The sequence below is a fragment of the Sphingomonas sp. UYP23 genome, assembly GCF_054059235.1.
This window is the reverse complement of sequence record NZ_JBSSBX010000001.1, coordinates 1,939,410-1,958,413: the sequence shown is the minus strand read 5'-3', so window position 1 is coordinate 1,958,413 and position 19,004 is coordinate 1,939,410. Positions and strand designations below refer to the sequence as shown.

Annotated in this window: 20 protein-coding genes and 1 riboswitch; of the genes, 9 read left to right on the top strand and 11 right to left on the bottom strand. The window is 64.9% G+C overall.

Annotation, left to right across the window (positions count from 1 at the left end; genetic code table 11):
- Window positions 1–2: 2 nt before the first annotated feature.
- From coaE to ACVWYO_RS09680, 4 genes are read right to left on the bottom strand one after another with little or no spacing between them, the layout of a single operon-like run.
- Window positions 3–617 carry a dephospho-CoA kinase gene (gene coaE / locus ACVWYO_RS09695; RefSeq protein ID WP_457350289.1) on the bottom strand — a complete coding sequence of 205 codons (615 nt, stop codon included), beginning with the start codon at window positions 615–617 and terminating at the stop codon, window positions 3–5.
- Window positions 614–1,426 carry a shikimate dehydrogenase family protein gene (locus tag ACVWYO_RS09690; RefSeq protein WP_457350287.1) on the bottom strand — a complete coding sequence of 271 codons (813 nt, stop codon included), beginning with the start codon at window positions 1,424–1,426 and terminating at the stop codon, window positions 614–616. The genes coaE and ACVWYO_RS09690 overlap by 4 nt, the downstream gene beginning before the upstream one ends.
- Window positions 1,423–2,019 (bottom strand): Maf family protein, encoded by a 597-nt coding sequence (locus tag ACVWYO_RS09685; protein ID WP_457350285.1) that lies wholly within the window; start codon window positions 2,017–2,019, stop codon window positions 1,423–1,425. Before ACVWYO_RS09685 ends, ACVWYO_RS09690 begins: the two co-directional genes overlap by 4 nt.
- Complete coding sequence (locus tag ACVWYO_RS09680; RefSeq protein ID WP_457350283.1) at window positions 2,016–2,840, bottom strand: pyruvate, water dikinase regulatory protein; 825 nt, start codon at window positions 2,838–2,840, stop codon at window positions 2,016–2,018. The genes ACVWYO_RS09685 and ACVWYO_RS09680 overlap by 4 nt, the downstream gene beginning before the upstream one ends.
- Before the next feature lie 318 nt (window positions 2,841–3,158).
- Here ACVWYO_RS09680 and hemE point away from each other — a divergent pair, with 318 nt between their 5' ends.
- The 3 genes from hemE to rho all read left to right on the top strand — a co-directional run bounded on the left by hemE (window position 3,159) and on the right by rho (window position 6,122).
- Window positions 3,159–4,190 carry a uroporphyrinogen decarboxylase gene (hemE, locus tag ACVWYO_RS09675; protein ID WP_457350281.1) on the top strand — a complete coding sequence of 344 codons (1,032 nt, stop codon included), beginning with the start codon at window positions 3,159–3,161 and terminating at the stop codon, window positions 4,188–4,190.
- Window positions 4,187–4,642, top strand: a complete 456-nt coding sequence (locus tag ACVWYO_RS09670) for a CopD family protein (RefSeq protein ID WP_457350279.1) — start codon at window positions 4,187–4,189, stop codon at window positions 4,640–4,642. The genes hemE and ACVWYO_RS09670 overlap by 4 nt, the downstream gene beginning before the upstream one ends.
- Before the next feature lie 223 nt (window positions 4,643–4,865).
- Entirely contained in the window at window positions 4,866–6,122 is a 1,257-nt protein-coding gene (rho, locus tag ACVWYO_RS09665) for a transcription termination factor Rho (RefSeq protein ID WP_140850649.1), read from the top strand.
- A 76-nt stretch (window positions 6,123–6,198) separates the two neighbouring features.
- Here rho and ACVWYO_RS09660 read toward each other — a convergent pair whose 3' ends face one another.
- On the bottom strand, window positions 6,199–6,678 hold the full coding sequence (locus tag ACVWYO_RS09660; RefSeq protein ID WP_457350277.1) for a methylated-DNA--[protein]-cysteine S-methyltransferase: 480 nt from the start codon (window positions 6,676–6,678) through the stop codon (window positions 6,199–6,201).
- Between the two features lie 49 nt (window positions 6,679–6,727).
- On the opposite strand from ACVWYO_RS09660, the gene ACVWYO_RS09655 reads away from it, so the two are divergent.
- The 6 genes from ACVWYO_RS09655 to ACVWYO_RS09630 all read left to right on the top strand — a co-directional run bounded on the left by ACVWYO_RS09655 (window position 6,728) and on the right by ACVWYO_RS09630 (window position 12,445).
- Window positions 6,728–6,952 (top strand): DUF6489 family protein, encoded by a 225-nt coding sequence (locus ACVWYO_RS09655; protein ID WP_140850651.1) that lies wholly within the window; start codon window positions 6,728–6,730, stop codon window positions 6,950–6,952.
- A 2-nt stretch (window positions 6,953–6,954) separates the two neighbouring features.
- Window positions 6,955–8,241, top strand: coding sequence for a tRNA uridine-5-carboxymethylaminomethyl(34) synthesis GTPase MnmE (gene mnmE, locus ACVWYO_RS09650; RefSeq protein ID WP_457350274.1), 1,287 nt, complete (start codon window positions 6,955–6,957; stop codon window positions 8,239–8,241).
- Between the two features lie 58 nt (window positions 8,242–8,299).
- Entirely contained in the window at window positions 8,300–10,144 is a 1,845-nt protein-coding gene (gene mnmG / locus ACVWYO_RS09645; RefSeq protein WP_457350272.1) for a tRNA uridine-5-carboxymethylaminomethyl(34) synthesis enzyme MnmG, read from the top strand.
- Window positions 10,141–10,755: a 16S rRNA (guanine(527)-N(7))-methyltransferase RsmG gene (locus tag ACVWYO_RS09640; RefSeq protein ID WP_457350270.1), complete on the top strand. Its 615-nt coding sequence runs from the start codon at window positions 10,141–10,143 to the stop codon at window positions 10,753–10,755. The genes mnmG and ACVWYO_RS09640 overlap by 4 nt, the downstream gene beginning before the upstream one ends.
- Window positions 10,752–11,546: a ParA family protein gene (locus ACVWYO_RS09635; RefSeq protein ID WP_457350268.1), complete on the top strand. Its 795-nt coding sequence runs from the start codon at window positions 10,752–10,754 to the stop codon at window positions 11,544–11,546. The genes ACVWYO_RS09640 and ACVWYO_RS09635 overlap by 4 nt, the downstream gene beginning before the upstream one ends.
- Before the next feature lie 71 nt (window positions 11,547–11,617).
- Window positions 11,618–12,445 carry a ParB/RepB/Spo0J family partition protein gene (locus ACVWYO_RS09630; RefSeq protein ID WP_457350266.1) on the top strand — a complete coding sequence of 276 codons (828 nt, stop codon included), beginning with the start codon at window positions 11,618–11,620 and terminating at the stop codon, window positions 12,443–12,445.
- Between the two features lie 46 nt (window positions 12,446–12,491).
- Here the strand turns inward: ACVWYO_RS09630 and thiC are convergent, their stop codons facing one another.
- The 6 genes from thiC to ACVWYO_RS09600 form a co-directional block, all read right to left on the bottom strand.
- Entirely contained in the window at window positions 12,492–14,408 is a 1,917-nt protein-coding gene (thiC, locus tag ACVWYO_RS09625; RefSeq protein ID WP_457350264.1) for a phosphomethylpyrimidine synthase ThiC, read from the bottom strand.
- A 40-nt stretch (window positions 14,409–14,448) separates the two neighbouring features.
- Window positions 14,449–14,559: riboswitch (TPP riboswitch) on the bottom strand.
- A gap of 30 nt (window positions 14,560–14,589) precedes the next feature.
- Window positions 14,590–15,627 (bottom strand): ferritin-like domain-containing protein, encoded by a 1,038-nt coding sequence (locus tag ACVWYO_RS09620; protein WP_457350262.1) that lies wholly within the window; start codon window positions 15,625–15,627, stop codon window positions 14,590–14,592.
- A 42-nt stretch (window positions 15,628–15,669) separates the two neighbouring features.
- Window positions 15,670–16,695, bottom strand: coding sequence for a ferritin-like domain-containing protein (locus tag ACVWYO_RS09615; RefSeq protein ID WP_457350261.1), 1,026 nt, complete (start codon window positions 16,693–16,695; stop codon window positions 15,670–15,672).
- Window positions 16,696–16,884: 189 nt separating this feature from the next.
- On the bottom strand, window positions 16,885–17,760 hold the full coding sequence (locus ACVWYO_RS09610) for a MipA/OmpV family protein (protein ID WP_457350259.1): 876 nt from the start codon (window positions 17,758–17,760) through the stop codon (window positions 16,885–16,887).
- A 71-nt stretch (window positions 17,761–17,831) separates the two neighbouring features.
- Window positions 17,832–18,269 (bottom strand): DUF2141 domain-containing protein, encoded by a 438-nt coding sequence (locus tag ACVWYO_RS09605; RefSeq protein ID WP_457350257.1) that lies wholly within the window; start codon window positions 18,267–18,269, stop codon window positions 17,832–17,834.
- On the bottom strand, window positions 18,193–18,990 hold the full coding sequence (locus tag ACVWYO_RS09600) for a sterol desaturase family protein (protein WP_457350255.1): 798 nt from the start codon (window positions 18,988–18,990) through the stop codon (window positions 18,193–18,195). Before ACVWYO_RS09600 ends, ACVWYO_RS09605 begins: the two co-directional genes overlap by 77 nt.
- Window positions 18,991–19,004 lie beyond the last annotated feature (14 nt).

Here is a 19,004-nt window from a genome sequence, read left to right as displayed (position 1 = left end):
GACTATGATAGTGGGGTCTCGCGCCCTTCGAGGCAAGCGATGATGGCAGCGACCGCACGGCGCGTCGTATCCAGCGACCCGCCGGTCGGCACGACATGGTCGGCGCGTGCGACTTTTTCCGCGTCCGGCAATTGCCTGGCGAGAATCGCGTCGAGTTTGGCGGGGGTCATGCCCGGCCGCGCGAGCACCCGCGCTTGCTGTACCGCGGGCGCCCCCGATACGACGACGACGCGATCGACTCGCGACTCGCCCCCGGTCTCGAACAGCAGCGGCACGTCGAACAGCACGATCGGCGCCGTCGCGTGGCGCGCGAGGAAGGCGGCGCGCTCCTCGCCGACCGCGGGATGGACGATTGCCTCGAGCCGCGCGAGCGCCGCGGGATCGCCCAGGACGCGCGCGCCGAGCATGGCGCGATCGACGCCGTTAGGCCCGGTCGTGCCGGGAAAGGCGGCCTCGATCGCCGAAACGACACGCCCGCCCGGACCTTGCAATGCATGGACCGCGGCATCGGCATCGAACACCGGCACCCCGGCCTCTGCAAACATCGCCGCGACGGTCGATTTGCCCATCCCGATCGAGCCCGTCAGGCCGAGCGTGATCGGCCGCGCGGGCGTCATGCGGTCAGCAGCGCGCGGAGCTCGTCGTCGCTCGCTTCGTCGCGCGGCGGAGCGACGCCGAAGAACAATTCGAACGCGAGCGCCGCCTGGCCGATCAGCATGTCGAGCCCATCGACGGTATCGAGCTCGCGCTCGCGCGCGGCGGCGAGCAGCGCCGTCTCGAGCGGCGCATAAACGACATCATAGACCACGGCATCCTGCGGCAATGGCGTCAGATCGAGCGCGAGCGGCGGTTGCCCGACCATGCCGAGCGCGCTTGCATTGACCAGCAAGGCGGCGGGCGGCAGCGTCGCGTCGAGCGGCAGCGCCTTGCCCTTCAACCCGAACGACGACAGCAAGGCGGCCGCCTTGAGCACGTTGCGGTTGAGGATCGTCACCGGACCAACGCCGAGTCGGGCGAGCGCGAACAACACCGCACGCGCCGCGCCGCCTGCCCCGACCACCACGACCGGCGCCCCGGTGAGGTCGAGCTGGTTGATCGGCGCATAGAATCCGGCGGCATCGGTGTTGGTCAGGATCACTGCACGATCCTCGCCACGGAACACCGTATTGGCCGCGCCGATCGTGGCGCGGACACCGCCCGGATCGGCGACATGATCGAAGATCGCGAGCTTGTGGGGAATCGTGACGTTGCACCCGCGCCAGGCGGGATCGGCCGTGCGCGCGGCGATATAGGCGCCGAGCCCGTCGGGTTTGACCTCGCATAGCCGGTATTCGGCATCGAGCGAGAGCCGCTCGATCCAGAAGCCGTGGATCAGCGCCGACTTGGAATGCGCGATCGGATCCCCGATCACCTCGGCCAGCATCATGACGGCATCACTCCCCGCACCCGCAGATAATCGATCACCGGCAGCAGGGGCAGGCCGAGCACGGTGAAATGGCTTCCCTCGATCCGGCTGAACAGCTGCGCGCCCGGTCCCTCGATCCGATAGCAGCCGACACAGCCGGCAATGGCGGGCCACTCGAGATCGAGATAGGTCTCGATAAAGGCCTCGGACAGCGGCCGCACATGCATCTTCGCGCGGTCGACGACACGCCACACCGGGCGCCCGCCCTCGGCGATCACCGCCGCGCTGATCAGTTCGTGGCGCTTGCCCGACAGACGGCGCAGATGCGCCGCGGCCTCGGCGCGATCGCGCGGCTTGTCGAGCATCGACCCGTCCTCGAGCGCGACGATCGAGTCGCTGCCCAGCACGAGCGCCTGGCCGTCGCCCGACGACACCTTGATTGCCTTGAGCTCGGCAAGGGCGTCGGCCATGTCGCGCGCCGCAAGCCCTTCGCCGATCAGCGCCGCCTTCGCCGATTCCTCATCGACGCCCGCCGAGACCGCGACGAACGGGACGCCAGCGGCGGTCAGCATTGCGCGCCGCGAGGCGCTTTGCGAGGCGAGCACCAGCGTCATGGCTCGCCACTCATGTCGCCACGACGCTCGCCGACAAGCGCGATGATCGCGGCCGCGGTCTCCTCGATCGAGCGTCGCGTGACGTCGATCACCGGCCAGCCATTGTCGGCGAACATCCGCCGCGCATAGGCGACCTCGCGCGTGACCGATTCCTGATCGACATACGCGGTGGTGGTCAGCTCGTTGAGCGACAGAAGGCGGTTGCGGCGGACCTGAATGAGCCGGTCGGCGCTCGTCGTCAGGCCGACGATGATCGGATTTTTCAGCGTGAAGAGGCTTTCCGGCGGCGGGCTTTCGACAACGATCGGGATGTTCGCGGTCTTGAACCCGCGATTGGCGAGATAGATGGACGTCGGTGTCTTCGACGAGCGCGACACGCCGGCGAGCAGGATATCGGCCTCTTCCCAATCCTCCGCGAGGATGCCGTCATCATGCGCGATGGTGAACTGGATCGCGTCGACGCGCGCGAAATAGGCCGCGTCGAGCACATGCTGCCGCCCCGGTCGCGCCTTCGCCGCCTGGCCGAGCAGTCCCGACAAAGCGCCGGTCACCGCATCGAGCGGCGCGACCGCGGGCAACCCCAGCGTGCGACAGCGCGATTCGAGTGTGCGGCGGGTCTCGCTGTTGACCAGCGTGAACAGCACCAGCCCCGGATTTTGCGAGATTTCCTGCAGGATCCGCTCGAGATGCGCCTCGGTCCGCACCATCGGCCAGAAGTGGCGGATCGTCTCGACATCGTCATATTGCGCGAGAGCGGCCTTGGCGATGTTTTCGAGCGTTTCGCCGGTCGAATCCGACAGGAGATGGAGATGCAGGCGCATCAACGAGCGGTGCGGGGCGAAACTGTGGACAACATGCGGGCAAGCGCTAGCGCAACTTTGCCCGTCCGCAAAGTCGGGCGACCGCGGTGCATAACCCATCCGCTATCCACAATCGCGCAAACACCCCTGGGTTCCCCCCACAGCCTGTGGATAATGGGGATGACCCCGCCGACTCAAGGCGTGCGCGTCGATCGTGCCACGTCAATCTGTTGGCATTTTGGGGATGGCGGCATAAGCCCCGTTATCAACGTACCAACAACCACTTCAACCTTTTAAGATTCTAGATTCTTATAGAAGTAGGGTGAGGAAAGACCGATCGTGCTGACACAGAACAAGCCGTTGCTCGCCACGCTCAAGGGTGAGCGTGCTTCCACCCCGCCGATCTGGCTGATGCGCCAGGCAGGCCGGTATCTGCCTGAATATCGCGCGCTCCGGGCCGAGAAGGGTGGCTTCCTCGCGCTCGTCAACGACAGCGAAGCGGCGGCCGAGGTGACGATCCAACCGATCCGGCGTTTCGGCTTCGACGGCGCGATCCTCTTCTCGGACATCCTGATGGTCCCCTCCGCGCTGGGACAGGGCCTGAGCTTTGGTGTGGGCGAAGGACCGGCACTGACACCTCCGCTCGTCGATCATGCGCTGGAGAGCCTCCAGGGGGCGCCTGAGCGGCTCGATCCGGTGTATGCGACGGTGCGCCTGGTCGCAGCGCAACTGCCGCCACAGACCACCTTTCTTGGCTTTGCGGGGAGCCCGTGGACTGTCGCCACGTATATGGTCGCGGGACATGGCAGCAAGGATCAGGGCGAGACGCGGCGTTTCGCGTATGGCGACCCGGCCGCGTTCGGCGCGATCATCACTGCGATCGCCGATTGCACCGTCGAATATCTGTCGCGCCAGATCGAGGCCGGGGTCGAGGCGGTACAGCTTTTCGACAGCTGGTCGGGCAGCCTCAGCCCTGCCCAGTTCGAACGCTGGGTGATCGCGCCCAATGCGGCGATCGTCACGGCGCTTCGCGCGCGGCATCCCGGCGTGCCGATCATCGGCTTTCCCAAGGGGGCTGGCGAGAAGCTTCCGGCCTATGCGCGCGAAACCGGTGTCGATGCGCTCGGGCTCGACGAGACGATCGACCCCGAATGGGCCGCCGCCACCCTGCCAGCGGATTTGCCGGTGCAGGGCAATCTCGACCCGCTCGTGCTGATCGCCGGAGGCGCGTCGATGGAACAGGCCGCCACGCGGATCTTGCGCGCGTTTGCCGACCGTCCGCACATCTTCAATCTCGGCCACGGCATCCTGCAGGACACCCCCATCCCCCATGTCGAGCAGCTGCTCGATTTCGTCCGGAGCGCGCGATGATCGGAATGCTCGGCAACGCCTACCCTTGGGTCAAGGCTGCGCATCTGATCTTCGTGATCTTCTGGATGGCTGGGCTGTTCATGCTGCCGCGCTATCTGGTGTATCATCAGGAGGCCCCGATCGGATCGCCCGAAGCGGCCAAATGGGTCGATCGCGAGGCCAAGATCCGCAACATCATCCTGACGCCTGCGATGGTCATGGTGTGGGTGCTCGGTTTGACCCTCGGCGCCAATCTCGGGCTGTTCTCGGGCGGCAGTGGGCTCGGCTGGCTGCATCTCAAGCTGCTGCTCGTGGTGATCCTCAGCGGCTATCATGGTTGGGCCGTCGGCTATGCAAAGAAGCTCGCGGCGGGGAAGCCGACGCTGACCGGGCGGCAATTGCGACTGATCAACGAGGCACCCGCGGTGCTGGTGACCTTCATCGTCATCCTGGCGATCGTTCAGCCGTTCTGAACTGTCGAACGGCGTTGGCCTGCATGGGCCGGTGCCGGGGGAGGCGCGCATCGCGCGGCGTGCGCTCCCCTTGACGCGCCCCTCGCCGGATCGTATCTCGAAATTCGTGTCGCGATGCGGCGGGTCCACCCGTTCGGTTGCGGCATCCTTCCTCCAGCATCGTCGCGTAGCTGTTCGCCGACCGAAGCTCCCCCCTCGCATTCTTATGCCCCGGACGCCCTCCATGCATCTCAAAGACCTCAAGAACAAAAAGCCGGCCGAACTGGTCGCGATGGCCGAGGAGCTCGGCATCGAGAGCGCGTCGACGCTGCGCAAGCAGGATCTGATGTTCGCGATCCTCAAGGTCCAGGCCGAAGAGGGCGAGGAGATCATGGGGCTCGGCACGATCGAAGTGCTGCCCGACGGCTTCGGCTTTCTTCGCTCGCCCGAGGCTAACTATTTGGCGGGCCCCGACGACATCTACATCTCGCCCAACCAGGTCCGTAAGTTCGGCCTGCGCACGGGTGACACGGTCGAGGGCGAGATCCGCGGACCCAAGGATGGCGAACGCTATTTCGCGCTGACCAAGCTGACCGCGGTCAATTTCGACAATCCCGACGCTGTCCGTCATCGCGTCAATTTCGACAACCTCACCCCGCTCTATCCCGAGCAGAAGCTGACGCTCGATCCTGCCGATCCGACGGTCAAGGACAAGAGCGCGCGCGTGATCGACATCATCTCGCCGCAGGGTAAGGGCCAGCGCACACTGATCGTCGCGCCGCCGCGCGTCGGCAAGACGGTGATGCTGCAGAACATCGCGAAGGCGATCACCGACAACCATCCAGAGGTCTTCCTGATCGTCCTGCTGATCGACGAGCGCCCAGAGGAAGTCACCGACATGCAGCGCTCGGTCAAGGGCGAGGTGGTCAGCTCGACCTTCGACGAACCCGCGACGCGCCACGTCCAGGTCGCCGAAATGGTGATCGAAAAGGCCAAACGTCTGGTCGAGCACAAGAAGGACGTCGTGATCCTGCTCGACTCGATCACGCGTCTCGGCCGTGCCTACAACACCGTCGTCCCGTCGTCTGGCAAGGTGCTGACCGGCGGTGTCGACGCCAACGCCTTGCAGCGCCCGAAGCGCTTCTTCGGTGCCGCACGCAACATCGAGGAAGGCGGTTCGCTCTCGATCATCGCGACCGCGCTGATCGATACCGGCAGCCGGATGGACGAAGTGATCTTCGAGGAGTTCAAGGGCACGGGTAACTCCGAGATCGTGCTCGACCGCAAGGTCGCCGACAAGCGCATCTTCCCGGCGCTCGACGTCGGCAAGTCGGGAACGCGCAAGGAAGAGCTGCTGGTCGATCAGAGCAAGCTGTCGAAGATGTGGGTGCTGCGCCGCATCCTCATGCAGATGGGCACGATCGACTCGATGGAGTTCCTGCTCGACAAGATGAAGAATTCGAAGACCAACGAAGATTTCTTCGACAGCATGAATCAATAGCCGAACACGGCCGCGGGCACCCTGCCCGCAGACTCGCATCGGCGGCATGGGCTTTGCCCATGCGCGCCTAGCGCAATCACAGCAGCAGATCCCGTCGCCCGCGCCGTTCGAAATCGAGCAGCCACTGTTTGGTCGCGGGCCCCTTTCCCGCCGAATACGCGCCCAGGTTTCCCGCGGCGTTGAGCACGCGGTGACACGGCACCACGATCGGGAACGGATTGCGCGCGCACGCCTGGCCGATCGCGCGTGCGCTCGATCCAGCGATCCTGGCAAGCGCGCCGTAGCTTAGCGTATCCCCATAGGGAATCGTGACCATCGTCAGTCGGAGCGCCTCGCCGCGCTCTGATCGCGCAGGCGCCAGCGGAAGCGCGAAGGTCGTCCGTTCTCCAGCGAACCATGCGCACAGTTGATCCACGGCGGCACGAACCGGCGCACCGCTTCCTCGCTGCTCCTCACCCTCCCCGCCGATCGTGATCGCATAAAGCCGATGCTCGTCGCCGCTGATCGTGATCAGCCCGACGGGCGTTGCGATCCGGGCCATATCGCGCGCATACATGGTAAGACTATGCCGCCGCGCGTGTGCCGGCTCAAGCGGAGACGCCGTAATGAAGATCAACGTCGAGATCGACTGCACCCCGCAAGAGGCGCGCGCATTCATGGGGCTTCCCGACCTTACCCCCATTCACCAGAAATATCTGTCGATGATGACCGACTCGATGGACGGCGTGGTGTCCCCCGATTTGATCGAGAACATGATGCGCAGCTGGGCGCCCGTCAGCGACGCGAGCATGGGGCTGTGGCGCACGATGTTCGAGCGCGCCGCGAAATAACCGTGAGCGACGACACGATCTACGCCTGTTCGAGTGGCCCCCCTCCCGCGGCGATCGCGATCCTGCGGGTTAGCGGACCTGCAGCGTTCAAGGTCGCTATCGCGCTCGCGGGAGACTTGCCGTCGCCACGCCGTGCGAGCGTTCGGACGTTGTGCGATCCCGCAGATGCGCGGCCGCTCGACCGAGCCCTCGTTCTGACCTTTCCGGCGCCACGGACGGCAACGGGCGAGGATCTCGTCGAATTCCACCTCCACGGCGGTCGTGCAGTGGTCTCGGCGGTGAGTGACGTGCTGGCAGCGCAGCCGGGGTTGCGCGCTGCCCAGCCGGGCGAATTCACGCGGCGTGCGCTGACCAACGGCGTGCTCGATCTCACCGCGGCCGAAGGCCTTGGCGATCTCCTCAACGCCCAGACCGAGACGCAGCGGCGCGCGGCATTGCGGATGGCCGAAGGTGGTCTGCGGACGATTATTGAAGCGTGGTCGGATCGACTTGTCGGGGTCGCCGCACGGATCGAAGCCCAGCTCGACTTTTCCGACGAGGACGATGTTCCCGACGAAGCGACGGATGCGATTGGCGCGGACATTGCGACCATCGCCGACGCGATGGCGGCGGTGTTGGCGGCGCCGCCGGTCGAGCGTTTGCACGACGGCGTGCGCGTCGTGATCGCGGGTCCGCCCAATAGCGGCAAGTCGACCTTGCTCAACGTGCTGACCGGGCGCGATGTCGCAATCGTTTCGCCGCTCTCCGGGACGACGCGGGATAGAATCGAGGCCGCCGTGACGCGCGACGGAATTGCCTATTTGCTCACCGACACCGCAGGGCTGACCGATACCCCGAACGATATCGTTGAGGAGATCGGCGTAGCGCGCGCCGCCGCCGCGATTGAGTCCGCGGATATTGTGCTCTGGCTCGGTGACACCCCAACTTTGGATCCCGGCCATATCGCGATCCATGCGCGCGCCGATCTTCCGGAACGATCGACCCCCCCTGCGTTCACGCAGCTCGTCGTTTCCGCAGCGACCGAAGGCGGGATCGCTGCGCTCTGGACCTTGCTTGCGGTGCGAGCAGCAGCGCTGTTGCCGGTTGTGGATGCGATTGCGACGAATGATCGTCAGCGGCTGCTGCTTCGAGCGAGCCACCAACACCTCGCAATGGCCCGGCAAAGAGACTTGCTCATCGTTGCCGAAGAGGTGCGATGCGCCATTCGGGCGCTGGATGCGGTAACCGGGCGGACGGGCACCGAGGATGTTCTCGATGCGATCTTCTCGCGCTTCTGTATCGGCAAATGATGTTCCACGTGGAACAGCGGACTTTGACAGATCGCGCCCACCCATTTAGCGCGATTGCATGAAGAATTTTGACGTCATCATAGTGGGTGGCGGGCACGCCGGCACAGAGGCTGCCGCCGCGGCCGCTCGCGGTGGCGCAAGAACTGCGCTGATAACGTTCGATCGGACCAGAGTCGGCGCCATGTCGTGCAATCCCGCGATTGGCGGGCTTGGTAAGGGTCACCTCGTTCGAGAGGTCGATGCCTTTGACGGCCTGATGGCCCGCGCGACCGACGCGGCGGGTATCCATTATCGGATGCTCAACCGCAGCAAAGGTCCGGCCGTTCAAGGACCACGCGTCCAGGCCGATCGCCGGCGGTATGCAGCCGCGATCCAGGCGATGCTTGCCCAGCAAAGCAACCTCGAGATTATCGACGGCGAAGTCGCAGGTCTCCAGCTGAGCGCGAGCGGAACCATCGCCGGCGTTCGTCTCTCCGACGATACCGTGCTCCCCTCCCGCGCGGTCGTGCTCGCGACCGGCACGTTTCTTGGCGGCCGAATGTTCTGCGGCGAGGAGCGATCGGAGGGCGGACGGGTTGGTGAAGCCGGCGCCTCGTTGCTCGCGCAGCAGCTGCGCGCCGCCAACCTGCCGATGGCCAGGCTCAAGACGGGGACGCCGCCACGGCTAGACGGCCGCACGATCGACTGGGCGCAACTGGCGCAGCAGGAGAGCGATGCCGAGCCGTGGACAATGTCGCCCATGTCGGGGCAACGCCCCCTGCCCCAGCTGCATTGCGCGATCACGCGGACGACCCCGCAGACCCACGATATCATCCGGTCCGGGCTCGACCGTTCGCCGTTGTTTGGCGGCGCAATTGGCGGTGCCGGGCCGCGCTATTGTCCGTCGATCGAAGACAAGATCCACCGCTTCGGCGACCGCGATGGCCATCAGATCTTCCTCGAACCCGAAGGTCTCGACGACCCGACGATCTATCCCAACGGCATCTCCACCTCGCTCCCCGTCGATATCCAGGCAGCGATGCTCCGCTCGATCCCGGGGCTCGAAACCGCAATGATGCTGACGCCGGGCTATGCAGTCGAATATGACCATATCGATCCGCGCGCTTTATCGGCGACGCTCGAGGTGCGGGCGCTCGAAGGCCTGTTCTGTTGCGGCCAGATCAACGGGACGACCGGGTATGAGGAGGCTGCCGGTCAGGGTCTGCTCGCCGGCCTCAACGCCGCAGCGCGGGCGCTTGATCTGGCGGATGTCGTGCTCGACCGTGCGTCCTCCTATCTCGGCGTGATGATCGACGATCTCGTCCTTCAGGGCATTACAGAGCCCTATCGGATGCTGACTGCCCGTGCGGAATATCGGCTACGCCTCCGCGCCGATAACGCGGAAACGCGGCTGAGCCCGATCGCAGCCGAGATCGGGTGCCTCTCCGCAGCGCGCACCGAGCGCCTTACCGAACGAATCGATCGCCGTGCGGAGATCGAGCAGACGCTCGACCAGACCGTGCCGAGCGAGCATCTCGTGGCACGCGGTGCATCGATCGCAGGCGATCCCGAACGGCGTACGGGCGCGGCGTGGCTTCGTGTCGCGGGGGTTTCGCTTGAGATGGTCGCGCCCGACCTGATCGACCGGATAGCCCCGGACCTGCTGGCCGAAGCCGCCGAAGATGCGCGATACGCTCCCTATCTCGCACGTCAGGAGTCGGAGGTCGCCGCGATGCGATCGCATGACGCGATCGTGGTGCCCGATGCTCTGCGGTTCGCGAGCGTTCCCGGCCTGTCGAGCGAGATGATCGAACGCCTCGAAACCGCTCGGCCTGCCACGCTGGCGGCAGCGGAGCGGATCCGTGGCATAACGCCGGCGGCGCTGACCGCGATCCTGCTGCAAATTCGGAAGAAGGCCGCGTGACCGAGGACGAAGCGCGCGACTGGGTCGAGCACAGCTTCGGCGGGCCCGCGGTGACGGCGATGCTCCAGCTGATCGAAATCGTTCGTGCCGAAAGCACCCGACAGAACCTTATTGCACCATCGACGCTCGAGGCGATGTGGACGCGACATATCGTCGATTCGGCGCAGCTCGTGCGACTTGCACCGCAAGATGACCGACTGTGGCTCGATATCGGAAGCGGGGCGGGTTTTCCGGGGCTGGTCGTCGCATCGCTTACCGAGCGCCCCGTCTGGCTCGTGGAGCCTCGCCGACGGCGCGCAGATTTCCTCTCGGATGCGGCAGACGCGATGGGGATAAGTGATCGGGTCACGGTCAAAGCCGCGAGGATCGAGGACGTTGCGGTCGATGCCGGAATTATTTCGGCGCGCGCCGTAGCATCGTTGGACAGTCTTTTTGCATGGGGTGCGAAGTGTGCGTCTTCCGCAACGTGCTGGATTCTGCCAAAAGGACGGTCGGCGCTGGCGGATGTCGCCGCGGCGCAGCAGGTCTGGGACGGGGTGTTTCACGTGGAACACAGTGTAACCGATCCCGACTCACTGATCGTTCTCGCATCAAGGGTCACACGCCGATGAACGTGATTGCCGTCGCGAACCAGAAGGGCGGGGTCGGAAAAACGACGACCGCGATCAACCTCGGCACCGCACTCGCCGCGACCGGGCTGCGCGTGCTTCTCCTCGATCTGGATCCACAAGGGAATTGCTCGACCGGGCTTGGCATCGCTCGGGCGGACCGGCATCATTCGACCTACGATATCCTGCTCGGCGAAACGTCGATCGAAGTCGCTGCGATTCCGACCTGCGTCCCGAAACTCGACATCGTCCCGGCGACAGTCGATCTGTCGGGCGCTGAGATCGAATTGGTGGAATATGAGGAGCGGACGCATCGCCTGTCGCGCGCCCTCGCACGGTCCGATCATCGCTGGGATGTCGTGCTGATCGATTGCCCGCCTTCGCTCGGTCTGCTTACCCTCAATGCGATGGTTGCGTCGAACTCGCTGCTCGTGCCGCTGCAGTGCGAATTCTTCGCGCTTGAGGGGCTTAGCCAGCTGCTCAGCACCGTCGAGCGGATCCGCGAGCGGTTCAACCCGGCGCTGTCGATCATGGGGGTCGCGCTGACGATGCACGACCGGCGCAACCGGCTCACCGATCAGGTCTCGAACGACGTGCGTGCCGTGCTCGGCCGGGTGGTCTTCGACACCGTCATCCCGCGCAACGTCCGCCTGTCCGAAGCGCCAAGCCATGGCCTGCCGGCCCTGATTTACGATTATCGCTGCCCTGGCTCCGAAGCGTATATCGCCCTCGCTCGCGAGCTGATCGCACGCCTGCCCGCTCTCGATACCCCGCAACCGGCAAGGGCCGCATGACCGACTCGACGATTCCTCCAGTCTCGCGCCCTAAGCCCCGGTCGGGCTTGGGCCGTGGTCTCAATGCCCTGATGGGGGACCTCGCGCGCGAAGAGCCCGTTGGCGAGGGCAAGGAGAATGCCTCTCCCGGCGTGCGTTCCCTCCCGGTCGGATCGCTGACCCCGCACCCGGGCCAGCCGCGCCGCCATTTCGACGAAGCGGCGCTCGAGGAGCTGGCGCAGTCGATTGCGCTGCGCGGAGTGCTCCAACCGATCGTCGTCCGGCCGCACGGGACCGGCTATCAGATCGTCGCCGGCGAGCGCCGCTGGCGTGCGGCGCAGCGTGCGCGGCTCCACGAAGTGCCCGTCATCGTGCGCGCGTTCGATGATACCGAGACGCTCGAAGTCGCGTTGGTGGAGAATATCCAGCGGCAGGATCTCAACGCGATCGAAGAGGCCGAGGCCTATCATCGGCTGATCGAGGATTTCGGCCATACCCAGGAGGCGCTTGGTAAGCTGGTCAACAAATCGCGCAGTCACATCGCCAATCTGCTGCGTCTGCTCGAATTACCCACCCCAGTTCAGGAACGAGTCGTCAATGGTGCGCTGACGATGGGGCATGCCAGGGCGCTGATCGGTGCGCCGGACGTCGAGACGCTCGCGGATCAAGTTGTCGCACGCGGGCTTTCGGTACGCGATACCGAGCGCATGGCGCGAGCCGCCAAGCCGGCGCCGCGGGGCCAGCGCGACACCGAGGGTCGTGATCCCGATCTCGCAGCGCTCGAGCATCAGCTGGCCGACCTGCTAGGCCTGTCGGTGCGTGTGGCGCATAGCGCCAAGGGCGGTACGCTGACACTATCCTATTCGACGCTCGATCAGCTCGACATGGTCTGTCAGCGGCTGACCGGCGAACGAATCTAGCGAGGGGGCAACCGGCGGACGCGTTTGGCCTCCGCCGGTTCGCGGATTATTCCGCCGCGGGCAGATAGAGCTCGCTGCCCTGCGCCTTGAACGCAGCGCTCATCTCGGCCATCCCCGCCTCTGCCTGCGCACCACGCGCGAATGCCGCACGCTCGGCATCGGCCGCGTCGACCGGCGGCGTCGCCGCCAGAAAGCTTGCCGCGGACTGGTTCTGCTTGGCGGCGAAATCGCGCACTTCCTGCGTGATCTTCATCGAGCAGAATTTAGGACCGCACATCGAACAGAAATGCGCGGTCTTCGCGCCTTCGGCGGGCAGCGTTTCGTCGTGATAGAGCTCGGCCGTGTCGGGATCGAGCGACAGGTTGAACTGATCGCGCCAGCGGAATTCGAAGCGCGCGCGGCTGACCGCATCGTCACGCATCTTGGCGGCGGGATGACCCTTGGCGAGATCGGCAGCGTGCGCGGCGAGCTTGTAGGTCACCACGCCGACCTTGACGTCGTCCCGGTCTGGCAGCCCGAGATGCTCCTTCGGCGTGACGTAACAGAGCATCGCGGTGCCGTACCAACCGATCATCGCAGCACCGATACCGCTGGTGATATGGTCGTAGCCCGGTGCGATATCGGTGGTGAGCGGCCCCAAGGTGTAGAACGGCGCCTCTCCGCACACTTCGAGCTGCTTCTCCATATTTTCCTTGATCTTGTGCATCGGCACATGGCCGGGGCCTTCGATCATCACCTGGACGTCGCTTTTCCAGGCGCGGTGGGTGAGTTCGCCGAGCGTATAAAGCTCGCTGAACTGCGCTTCGTCGTTCGCATCGGCGATCGAGCCGGGGCGCAGACCGTCGCCGAGCGAGTATGCGATGTCATACGCCTTCATGATCTCGGTAATCTCGTCGAAGCGCTCGTAGAGGAAGCTCTCCTTGTGATGCGCGAGGCACCATTTCGCCATGATCGACCCGCCGCGCGAGACGACGCCGGTGACGCGTTTGGCGGTCATCGGGATGTAAGCGAGACGCACGCCGGCATGGATCGTGAAGTAATCGACGCCCTGCTCGGCCTGTTCGATGAGGGTATCGCGGAAGATGTCCCAGGTCAGATCCTCGGCAACGCCCCCGACCTTTTCGAGCGCCTGGTAGATCGGCACGGTGCCGATCGGAACGGGCGAATTGCGCAGGATCCATTCGCGCGTGTCGTGGATGTTGCGGCCCGTGGACAGGTCCATCACCGTGTCGGCACCCCAGCGGATCGACCAGACCATCTTGTCGACTTCGGCCGCGACGTTGCTCGCAACGGCGGAGTTGCCGATATTGGCGTTGATCTTGACCAGGAAGTTGCGGCCGATCGCCATCGGTTCGGATTCGGGATGGTTGATGTTGTTGGGGATGATCGCCCTGCCCCGTGCGATCTCGTCGCGGACGAATTCGGGGGTGACGTAATCGGGCATCGACGCGCCGAAGTCCTGGCCGTCGCGGATCAGCGCTTCCTTTGCCGCCGCGCGCCCGAGATTTTCGCGGATCGCAACATATTCCATCTCCGGCGTAATGATGCCGCGCCGCGCATAGTGCATCTGGCTGACATTAGCGCCTGCGCGTGCCCTTAGCGGACGCTTCACGACGTTTGGATATTGCGGCACCCCCGCCGAACGGTCCGGCCCGGTCAAGCCGTTGTCTTCCGGGCGAATTTCCCGCGCGGCGTAGTCCTCGACATCGCCGCGGGCGAGGATCCAGTCGCGCCGCAGCGTCGGCAAGCCGAGATTGATGTCGATCCGCGCCTTGGGGTCGGTATAGGGTCCCGACGTGTCGTAGACGCGCAGCGGCGGCTCACCACAGGACGGCTCGAGCACGATTTCGCGCATGGCGACACCCGGACCAGGAATCGCCGCCGATGGAACGTGGATCTTGCGCGAGCCCCGGATCGGGCCGGTGGTCACACCGATTTCAGTGCGTGCGAGAAGGTCGGCCATGCTCTTCGCTCCAATATCGCACGGAGCAAAGACGGTTTCCCGATGGACACCGCTCCCTCCCTACGCCCGTATTAACGGGATCAGGTTGATGCGGGTCGGGGGCTCGTGCCCCCCTCTCAGCCGCCGATCAGCAGCCCCCCGGGGAATGGCGTCAGTCTAGGCGCTCGCGCGCCGCGTGCAACTAGTTTGCTGCGCTGGTGCGGATGTTGCCGTTGAGGCCGTTGGGGAAGAAGCCCCCGCCGACCACGGCATTCTTGTTAAGATAGACGACATTGAGCACCTGGCCCGCGGTGCGGCCGTAGACGAGCCCGTTGGCATCGACGGGTACGAGGTTCGAGGTGACCGAATCCCCGGTAATGCCCTGATCGATGTCGCTCGTGCCATCGAGGCTGTCGCGCGCGTTGCTGATCAGGCCGGCATTGACGCGCAGGCTCGGGGTGGCGAGGCCCTTCGAATAGAGCACGGTGCGAATCAGGCCGGCATGATACGCCTCGGTCGCAAGGATGCCCGCAGCGGCATCGAGCAACAGCGTCGTGTTGATCGTTTGCGCAGCGCCCTTGTAAGCAGTCACGCCGACATCTTCGAAGATGAACGCGCCGAGCAGGAAATTCTCGTCGCTGGCATACGGGTCAAACGTGCCGTTGACGCTATCGACGACACCGTTGGTGGTCGCGATCCCCGCCGCGCGCGCAGCCGCCGAGAAAGCACCGTTGGCGCCCCCATCGATGTTGATCGAAGGCATGGCGACCGTCGCAGCGCCAAGCGCCGAGCGCAGAAAGGCGACGTGCGCGACTTCATCCGCGGCGATCTCGATCGCATATTGCTGGACGATCGGATCCGTGAAGCTGACCTTGCGGCCGCCCGTCACGGTGCCCTGGACGGTCTGGTTGCCATCGCCCTTCGCGATCAACACGTTGGGCAGGCCGGCGCCGGTGACGGCGTAGCTGTAGAATTGCGCTTCGAGATACTCGAGGTTGAGCGCGAAATTGAGCGTGTCCTGGTCCTGCAGCGTGCTGGTCGAGCTTGGGCTCGGAGTCGGCGTGCTGGTATCGGTCGCTGACGAATCAGTGCCGCTCGACGAGCCGCCGCAAGCCGACAACAGCGAAGCGCCGCCGACGGCGAGGGAGGCCACGCCCGCGCTGCGCAGGAAATTACGGCGTTCGGCGCGGCGGCGTTCGCCGGCGTCGAGAACCTGCAAGAGGATGTCGCTATCGATCACTGGGGGAACTCCCGTTCGGGCAAGCTTGAAGATGTGGACGGATCAGTTCGCGGCGCTGGTCACGATCGAGCCATTGAGCCCGTTCGGGAAGAAGCCGCCCTTCGCCACCGCCAGGCTATTGAGATAGACGATGTTGAGGACGTTGGCGGTGCTGCGGCCATAGGCGATGCCATCGAGCCCGGTCGGCACGATGTTCGATGCCGTCAGACCATTGAGCGCTGCGAGCTGGCTGTTCGCCACCACTGCCGAGGCGATGCCCTGATCGTCGTCCGACGTACCGTCGAGCTTGTCGCGCACGTCCGAGATCGCGCCGGCCGCGGTGCGCAGCGACGGCGTCGCCAGGCCCTTGCTGTAGAGCACGGTGCGGATGATCGAGGCGTGATAGGCCTCGGCGGCGAGGATGCCGGCGGCGGCATCGATATAGGTCTTGGTCGTCAGCAGCGACGCCGCGCCCTTATACGCCGTCACGCCGACATCTTCGAACAGGAAGGCGGCGAGCAGGAAGTTCTGGTCATTGGCGTAGGGATCGAAGGTGCCGTTGACATTGTCGACTGCGCCGCTCGCATTCGTCGCGAGACCGGCGGCGCGCGCGGCGACCGTAAAGGCGCTGGTTGCGGTGCTGCCGATGTCGATCGCGGGCTGCGCGACCGCGACGGTGCCGAGCTGGCTGCGCAGGAAAGCGACGTGCTGCGTTTCGTCGCCCGCGATCTCGCGCGCATATTGCGCGACGAGCGGGTCGCTGAAGCTGACCTGGCGACCACCGGTGACCGCCCCTTGCGTCGTCGTGCTGGCGCTTCCGGGGGTCAGCTGGCTGTTGGCCAGGCCCGTACCGAACACGGCGTAGGAATAGAATTGCGCCTCGAGATATTCGAGGTTGAGCGCGAAGTTGAGGATGTCGGTTTCCGCGGTCGCCTGAGCAGACGCGCTGGTGCCGACCGCGACGGCGGCGGCGCCGACCGCGGCAACCGCGCCAGCGCCGAGCGCGGTGCGGAAGAATTCACGGCGTTCGTTCCGACGATCGGTGTGGGCTTCGAGGCGCTCGATCAACTGGTCTTCGGTGTCGTTCATTGGGGCGAACCCTCTTGCTTGAAACGCTAGATTGCGCCGCTGGCGTGGCACCTCGCGCACGACGGCGCAAGGCCAGAATAGGTGACACGTCGGACAATAACGACGGCAGGCGGAAAAGACAAAATCCGCCGTGGGGCGGCCACGGGCGCTCCACGACGGATTCTGAATATCGGCTGAATCGAGAAGGGTTTAGAAGGTGTAAGCGAGACCGACCGCGCCGAGCCACTGGTTGGGCGAGCCCGCGATGCGCACGATCGGGCTGTAAGAGAAATCGCCCAGCGAGCGCGAATAGGTGCCGCCGGCAATGACCTTGACGCCGTGCAGCAGATTGCCGGTCAGCGAATAGGTTGCAAAGCCGCCAAGCGAATAGTTCTTCCAGCCCGAGCGCGCGGCATAGGTCGGCAGGCCGCTGGCCAGGCTCTGCGTCGGGGTGATGCTGAAATAGGTATCGGCATAGCCCTGCCCGACATGCTGTGCGGATGCGAGGATGCCCACCGCGGCCTTGCGGCTGAGCGGCGTCAGATAGGTAAAGCTCGGCTGCCAGATCCCGCTGTTATGCGCGCCGGTCACGCCTTTGCGATAGCTGACCGAGACCGACACCTTGTCGTAGGGGCTGGTGATGACGCCGGTCTTGCCGATCCCGACATAGCCACCGAGTTCGAGCGTAGTGCTGCGCTTGCCCAGCGCGCGGACGCGGACGTCGTCGATGTTCTTGAGGCTCGAGCGATCGAAATTGATCACGCCGACCGGGCCGAACTGCAGATCGATCGATTGGCCCGGGCGGTTCGGGATCAGATCGATACTCGCGCGGTTGCCGATCACCGAGAAGTTGAAGCCCTTGACCGAGCCGATCGCGGCGGGCGCGGGCACGAAGCGGTAATCGTTCGAGCCGTCATAATCGGGCAGATAGGCGCCGGCCACGGCGACCGTCACGGAATCCTTGTTGAAATCGGCGGCGATCTGATCGTTGTCGGCGGGCGCCGGGGGTGTGCTTTGCGCAAAGGCGGGGGCTGCACTCGCCAAAAGCAGTGCAGTGGCGGAAACGAGAAGACGACGATCGATCACGGGGCAGCTCCGAAAGCTAAGGATTTGGGGCCGTAACGCCCGCGCAACGCTTTGGGTCCGTATAGCAACGGTCAAAGCAAATAACGCATTCTGATCTGTTGCCGATCGGCATCACTCGTCAAGGTGAAACGGGCCGCGGCGAAGCGTGGCGGGCCAAAACTCACTGCGGGATTGCGCGAAAAACCAAACCCTTCGCGCGGAATACCGGCAAAGGTGTCGAGCTTGCGATTGTTGTTCTCGTCATGGATCACCGCGACGGCATAATCGCCATGCGCCAGCCCTTCGAAGCTGAGACTGGCGGCGGTCGCAGGGATCGAGCGTGTCACGGCCTGCGCATCGTCGATACAGGCGGGGAAATTGTCGGGATCGGCGGTCAGGCAGATCCGCACCGAACCCTTGTGCGACCGCAGATTGACGAGATCGACCGACAGCTCACTCGTCGCCACCGCGCCCGGCAGCGCCAGCAACACCGCCGCCCCCGCGCCGCTGACGCAGGCGAGCTTGCGCATGCGCTTTGACAAAATCGCCGACGCCCTTGTCGGTGCCGCAGAGCCGATCCCAGAAACGGAAATAGAGACCATAATTTCCTCGATAGAGATCGTGGTGGCGTTGGTGGTGGCTGGCCGTGATCAGCCATGCTCCCACTGGGCCCTTCCACATGAACCGGGGAAATACCTCCCACCCCATATGATTGGTAACCCCCATAACCGTCATGATCGCGAGGACCAAGCCGAGGCAGCCGATATTGATGGGAATAAGGAAGACCAGTAGCGGAATTATCACAGCGCCGGTGATCGCCTCGATCGGATGGAACGCCATCGCCGCCCAGGCGGTCGGCGGACGGCTTTCGTGGTGCACTGCATGAGCGAGTTTGAATACGCTCGGCTGGTGCATCCAGCGATGGGTCCAATAGAACCACGTATCGTGCGCAAACAGATAGAGCAGCACCGAAAGCGGGGCATACCATAACGGAAAGGCGTGGATGTCGGCATAGATCCGCGTCCAGCCGAGCGTCTTCCACCCCCAGGCGACGATCCCGGCGGGTACGCCATAGATCAGCGCCGAGGCGAGGCTCCACGCGACCTCGCGGCGCATTTGCGTCGACAGGCCGGTATAGAGGCCGGGATGCTTCGCGCGTGTTGCCGCCGCGAATGCCCCCGACACGATCAGGTAGCGCACGCCGACGATCAGCGACATGGCGAGCGCGGAAGCAAGGATCGCGAGAAGCATGCCCGCAGTCTAAC

What these genes read in the sequence shown, in the direction of transcription:
- ACVWYO_RS09600 (WP_457350255.1), bottom strand. Translation starts at nt 18,990, where the DNA reads ATGCTTCTCGCGATCCTTGCTTCCGCGCTCGCCATGTCGCTGATCGTC.
- ACVWYO_RS09630 (WP_457350266.1), top strand. Translation starts at nt 11,618, where the DNA reads ATGGGGGACCTCGCGCGCGAAGAGCCCGTTGGCGAGGGCAAGGAGAAT.
- coaE (WP_457350289.1), bottom strand. Translation starts at nt 617, where the DNA reads ATGACGCCCGCGCGGCCGATCACGCTCGGCCTGACGGGCTCGATCGGG.
- thiC (WP_457350264.1), bottom strand. Translation starts at nt 14,408, where the DNA reads ATGGCCGACCTTCTCGCACGCACTGAAATCGGTGTGACCACCGGCCCG.
- rho (WP_140850649.1), top strand. Translation starts at nt 4,866, where the DNA reads ATGCATCTCAAAGACCTCAAGAACAAAAAGCCGGCCGAACTGGTCGCG.
- ACVWYO_RS09690 (WP_457350287.1), bottom strand. Translation starts at nt 1,426, where the DNA reads ATGATGCTGGCCGAGGTGATCGGGGATCCGATCGCGCATTCCAAGTCG.
- ACVWYO_RS09655 (WP_140850651.1), top strand. Translation starts at nt 6,728, where the DNA reads ATGAAGATCAACGTCGAGATCGACTGCACCCCGCAAGAGGCGCGCGCA.
- ACVWYO_RS09680 (WP_457350283.1), bottom strand. Translation starts at nt 2,840, where the DNA reads ATGCGCCTGCATCTCCATCTCCTGTCGGATTCGACCGGCGAAACGCTC.
- ACVWYO_RS09685 (WP_457350285.1), bottom strand. Translation starts at nt 2,019, where the DNA reads ATGACGCTGGTGCTCGCCTCGCAAAGCGCCTCGCGGCGCGCAATGCTG.
- ACVWYO_RS09670 (WP_457350279.1), top strand. Translation starts at nt 4,187, where the DNA reads ATGATCGGAATGCTCGGCAACGCCTACCCTTGGGTCAAGGCTGCGCAT.
- mnmG (WP_457350272.1), top strand. Translation starts at nt 8,300, where the DNA reads ATGAAGAATTTTGACGTCATCATAGTGGGTGGCGGGCACGCCGGCACA.
- ACVWYO_RS09605 (WP_457350257.1), bottom strand. Translation starts at nt 18,269, where the DNA reads ATGCGCAAGCTCGCCTGCGTCAGCGGCGCGGGGGCGGCGGTGTTGCTG.
- ACVWYO_RS09635 (WP_457350268.1), top strand. Translation starts at nt 10,752, where the DNA reads ATGAACGTGATTGCCGTCGCGAACCAGAAGGGCGGGGTCGGAAAAACG.
- ACVWYO_RS09660 (WP_457350277.1), bottom strand. Translation starts at nt 6,678, where the DNA reads ATGTATGCGCGCGATATGGCCCGGATCGCAACGCCCGTCGGGCTGATC.
- ACVWYO_RS09615 (WP_457350261.1), bottom strand. Translation starts at nt 16,695, where the DNA reads ATGAACGACACCGAAGACCAGTTGATCGAGCGCCTCGAAGCCCACACC.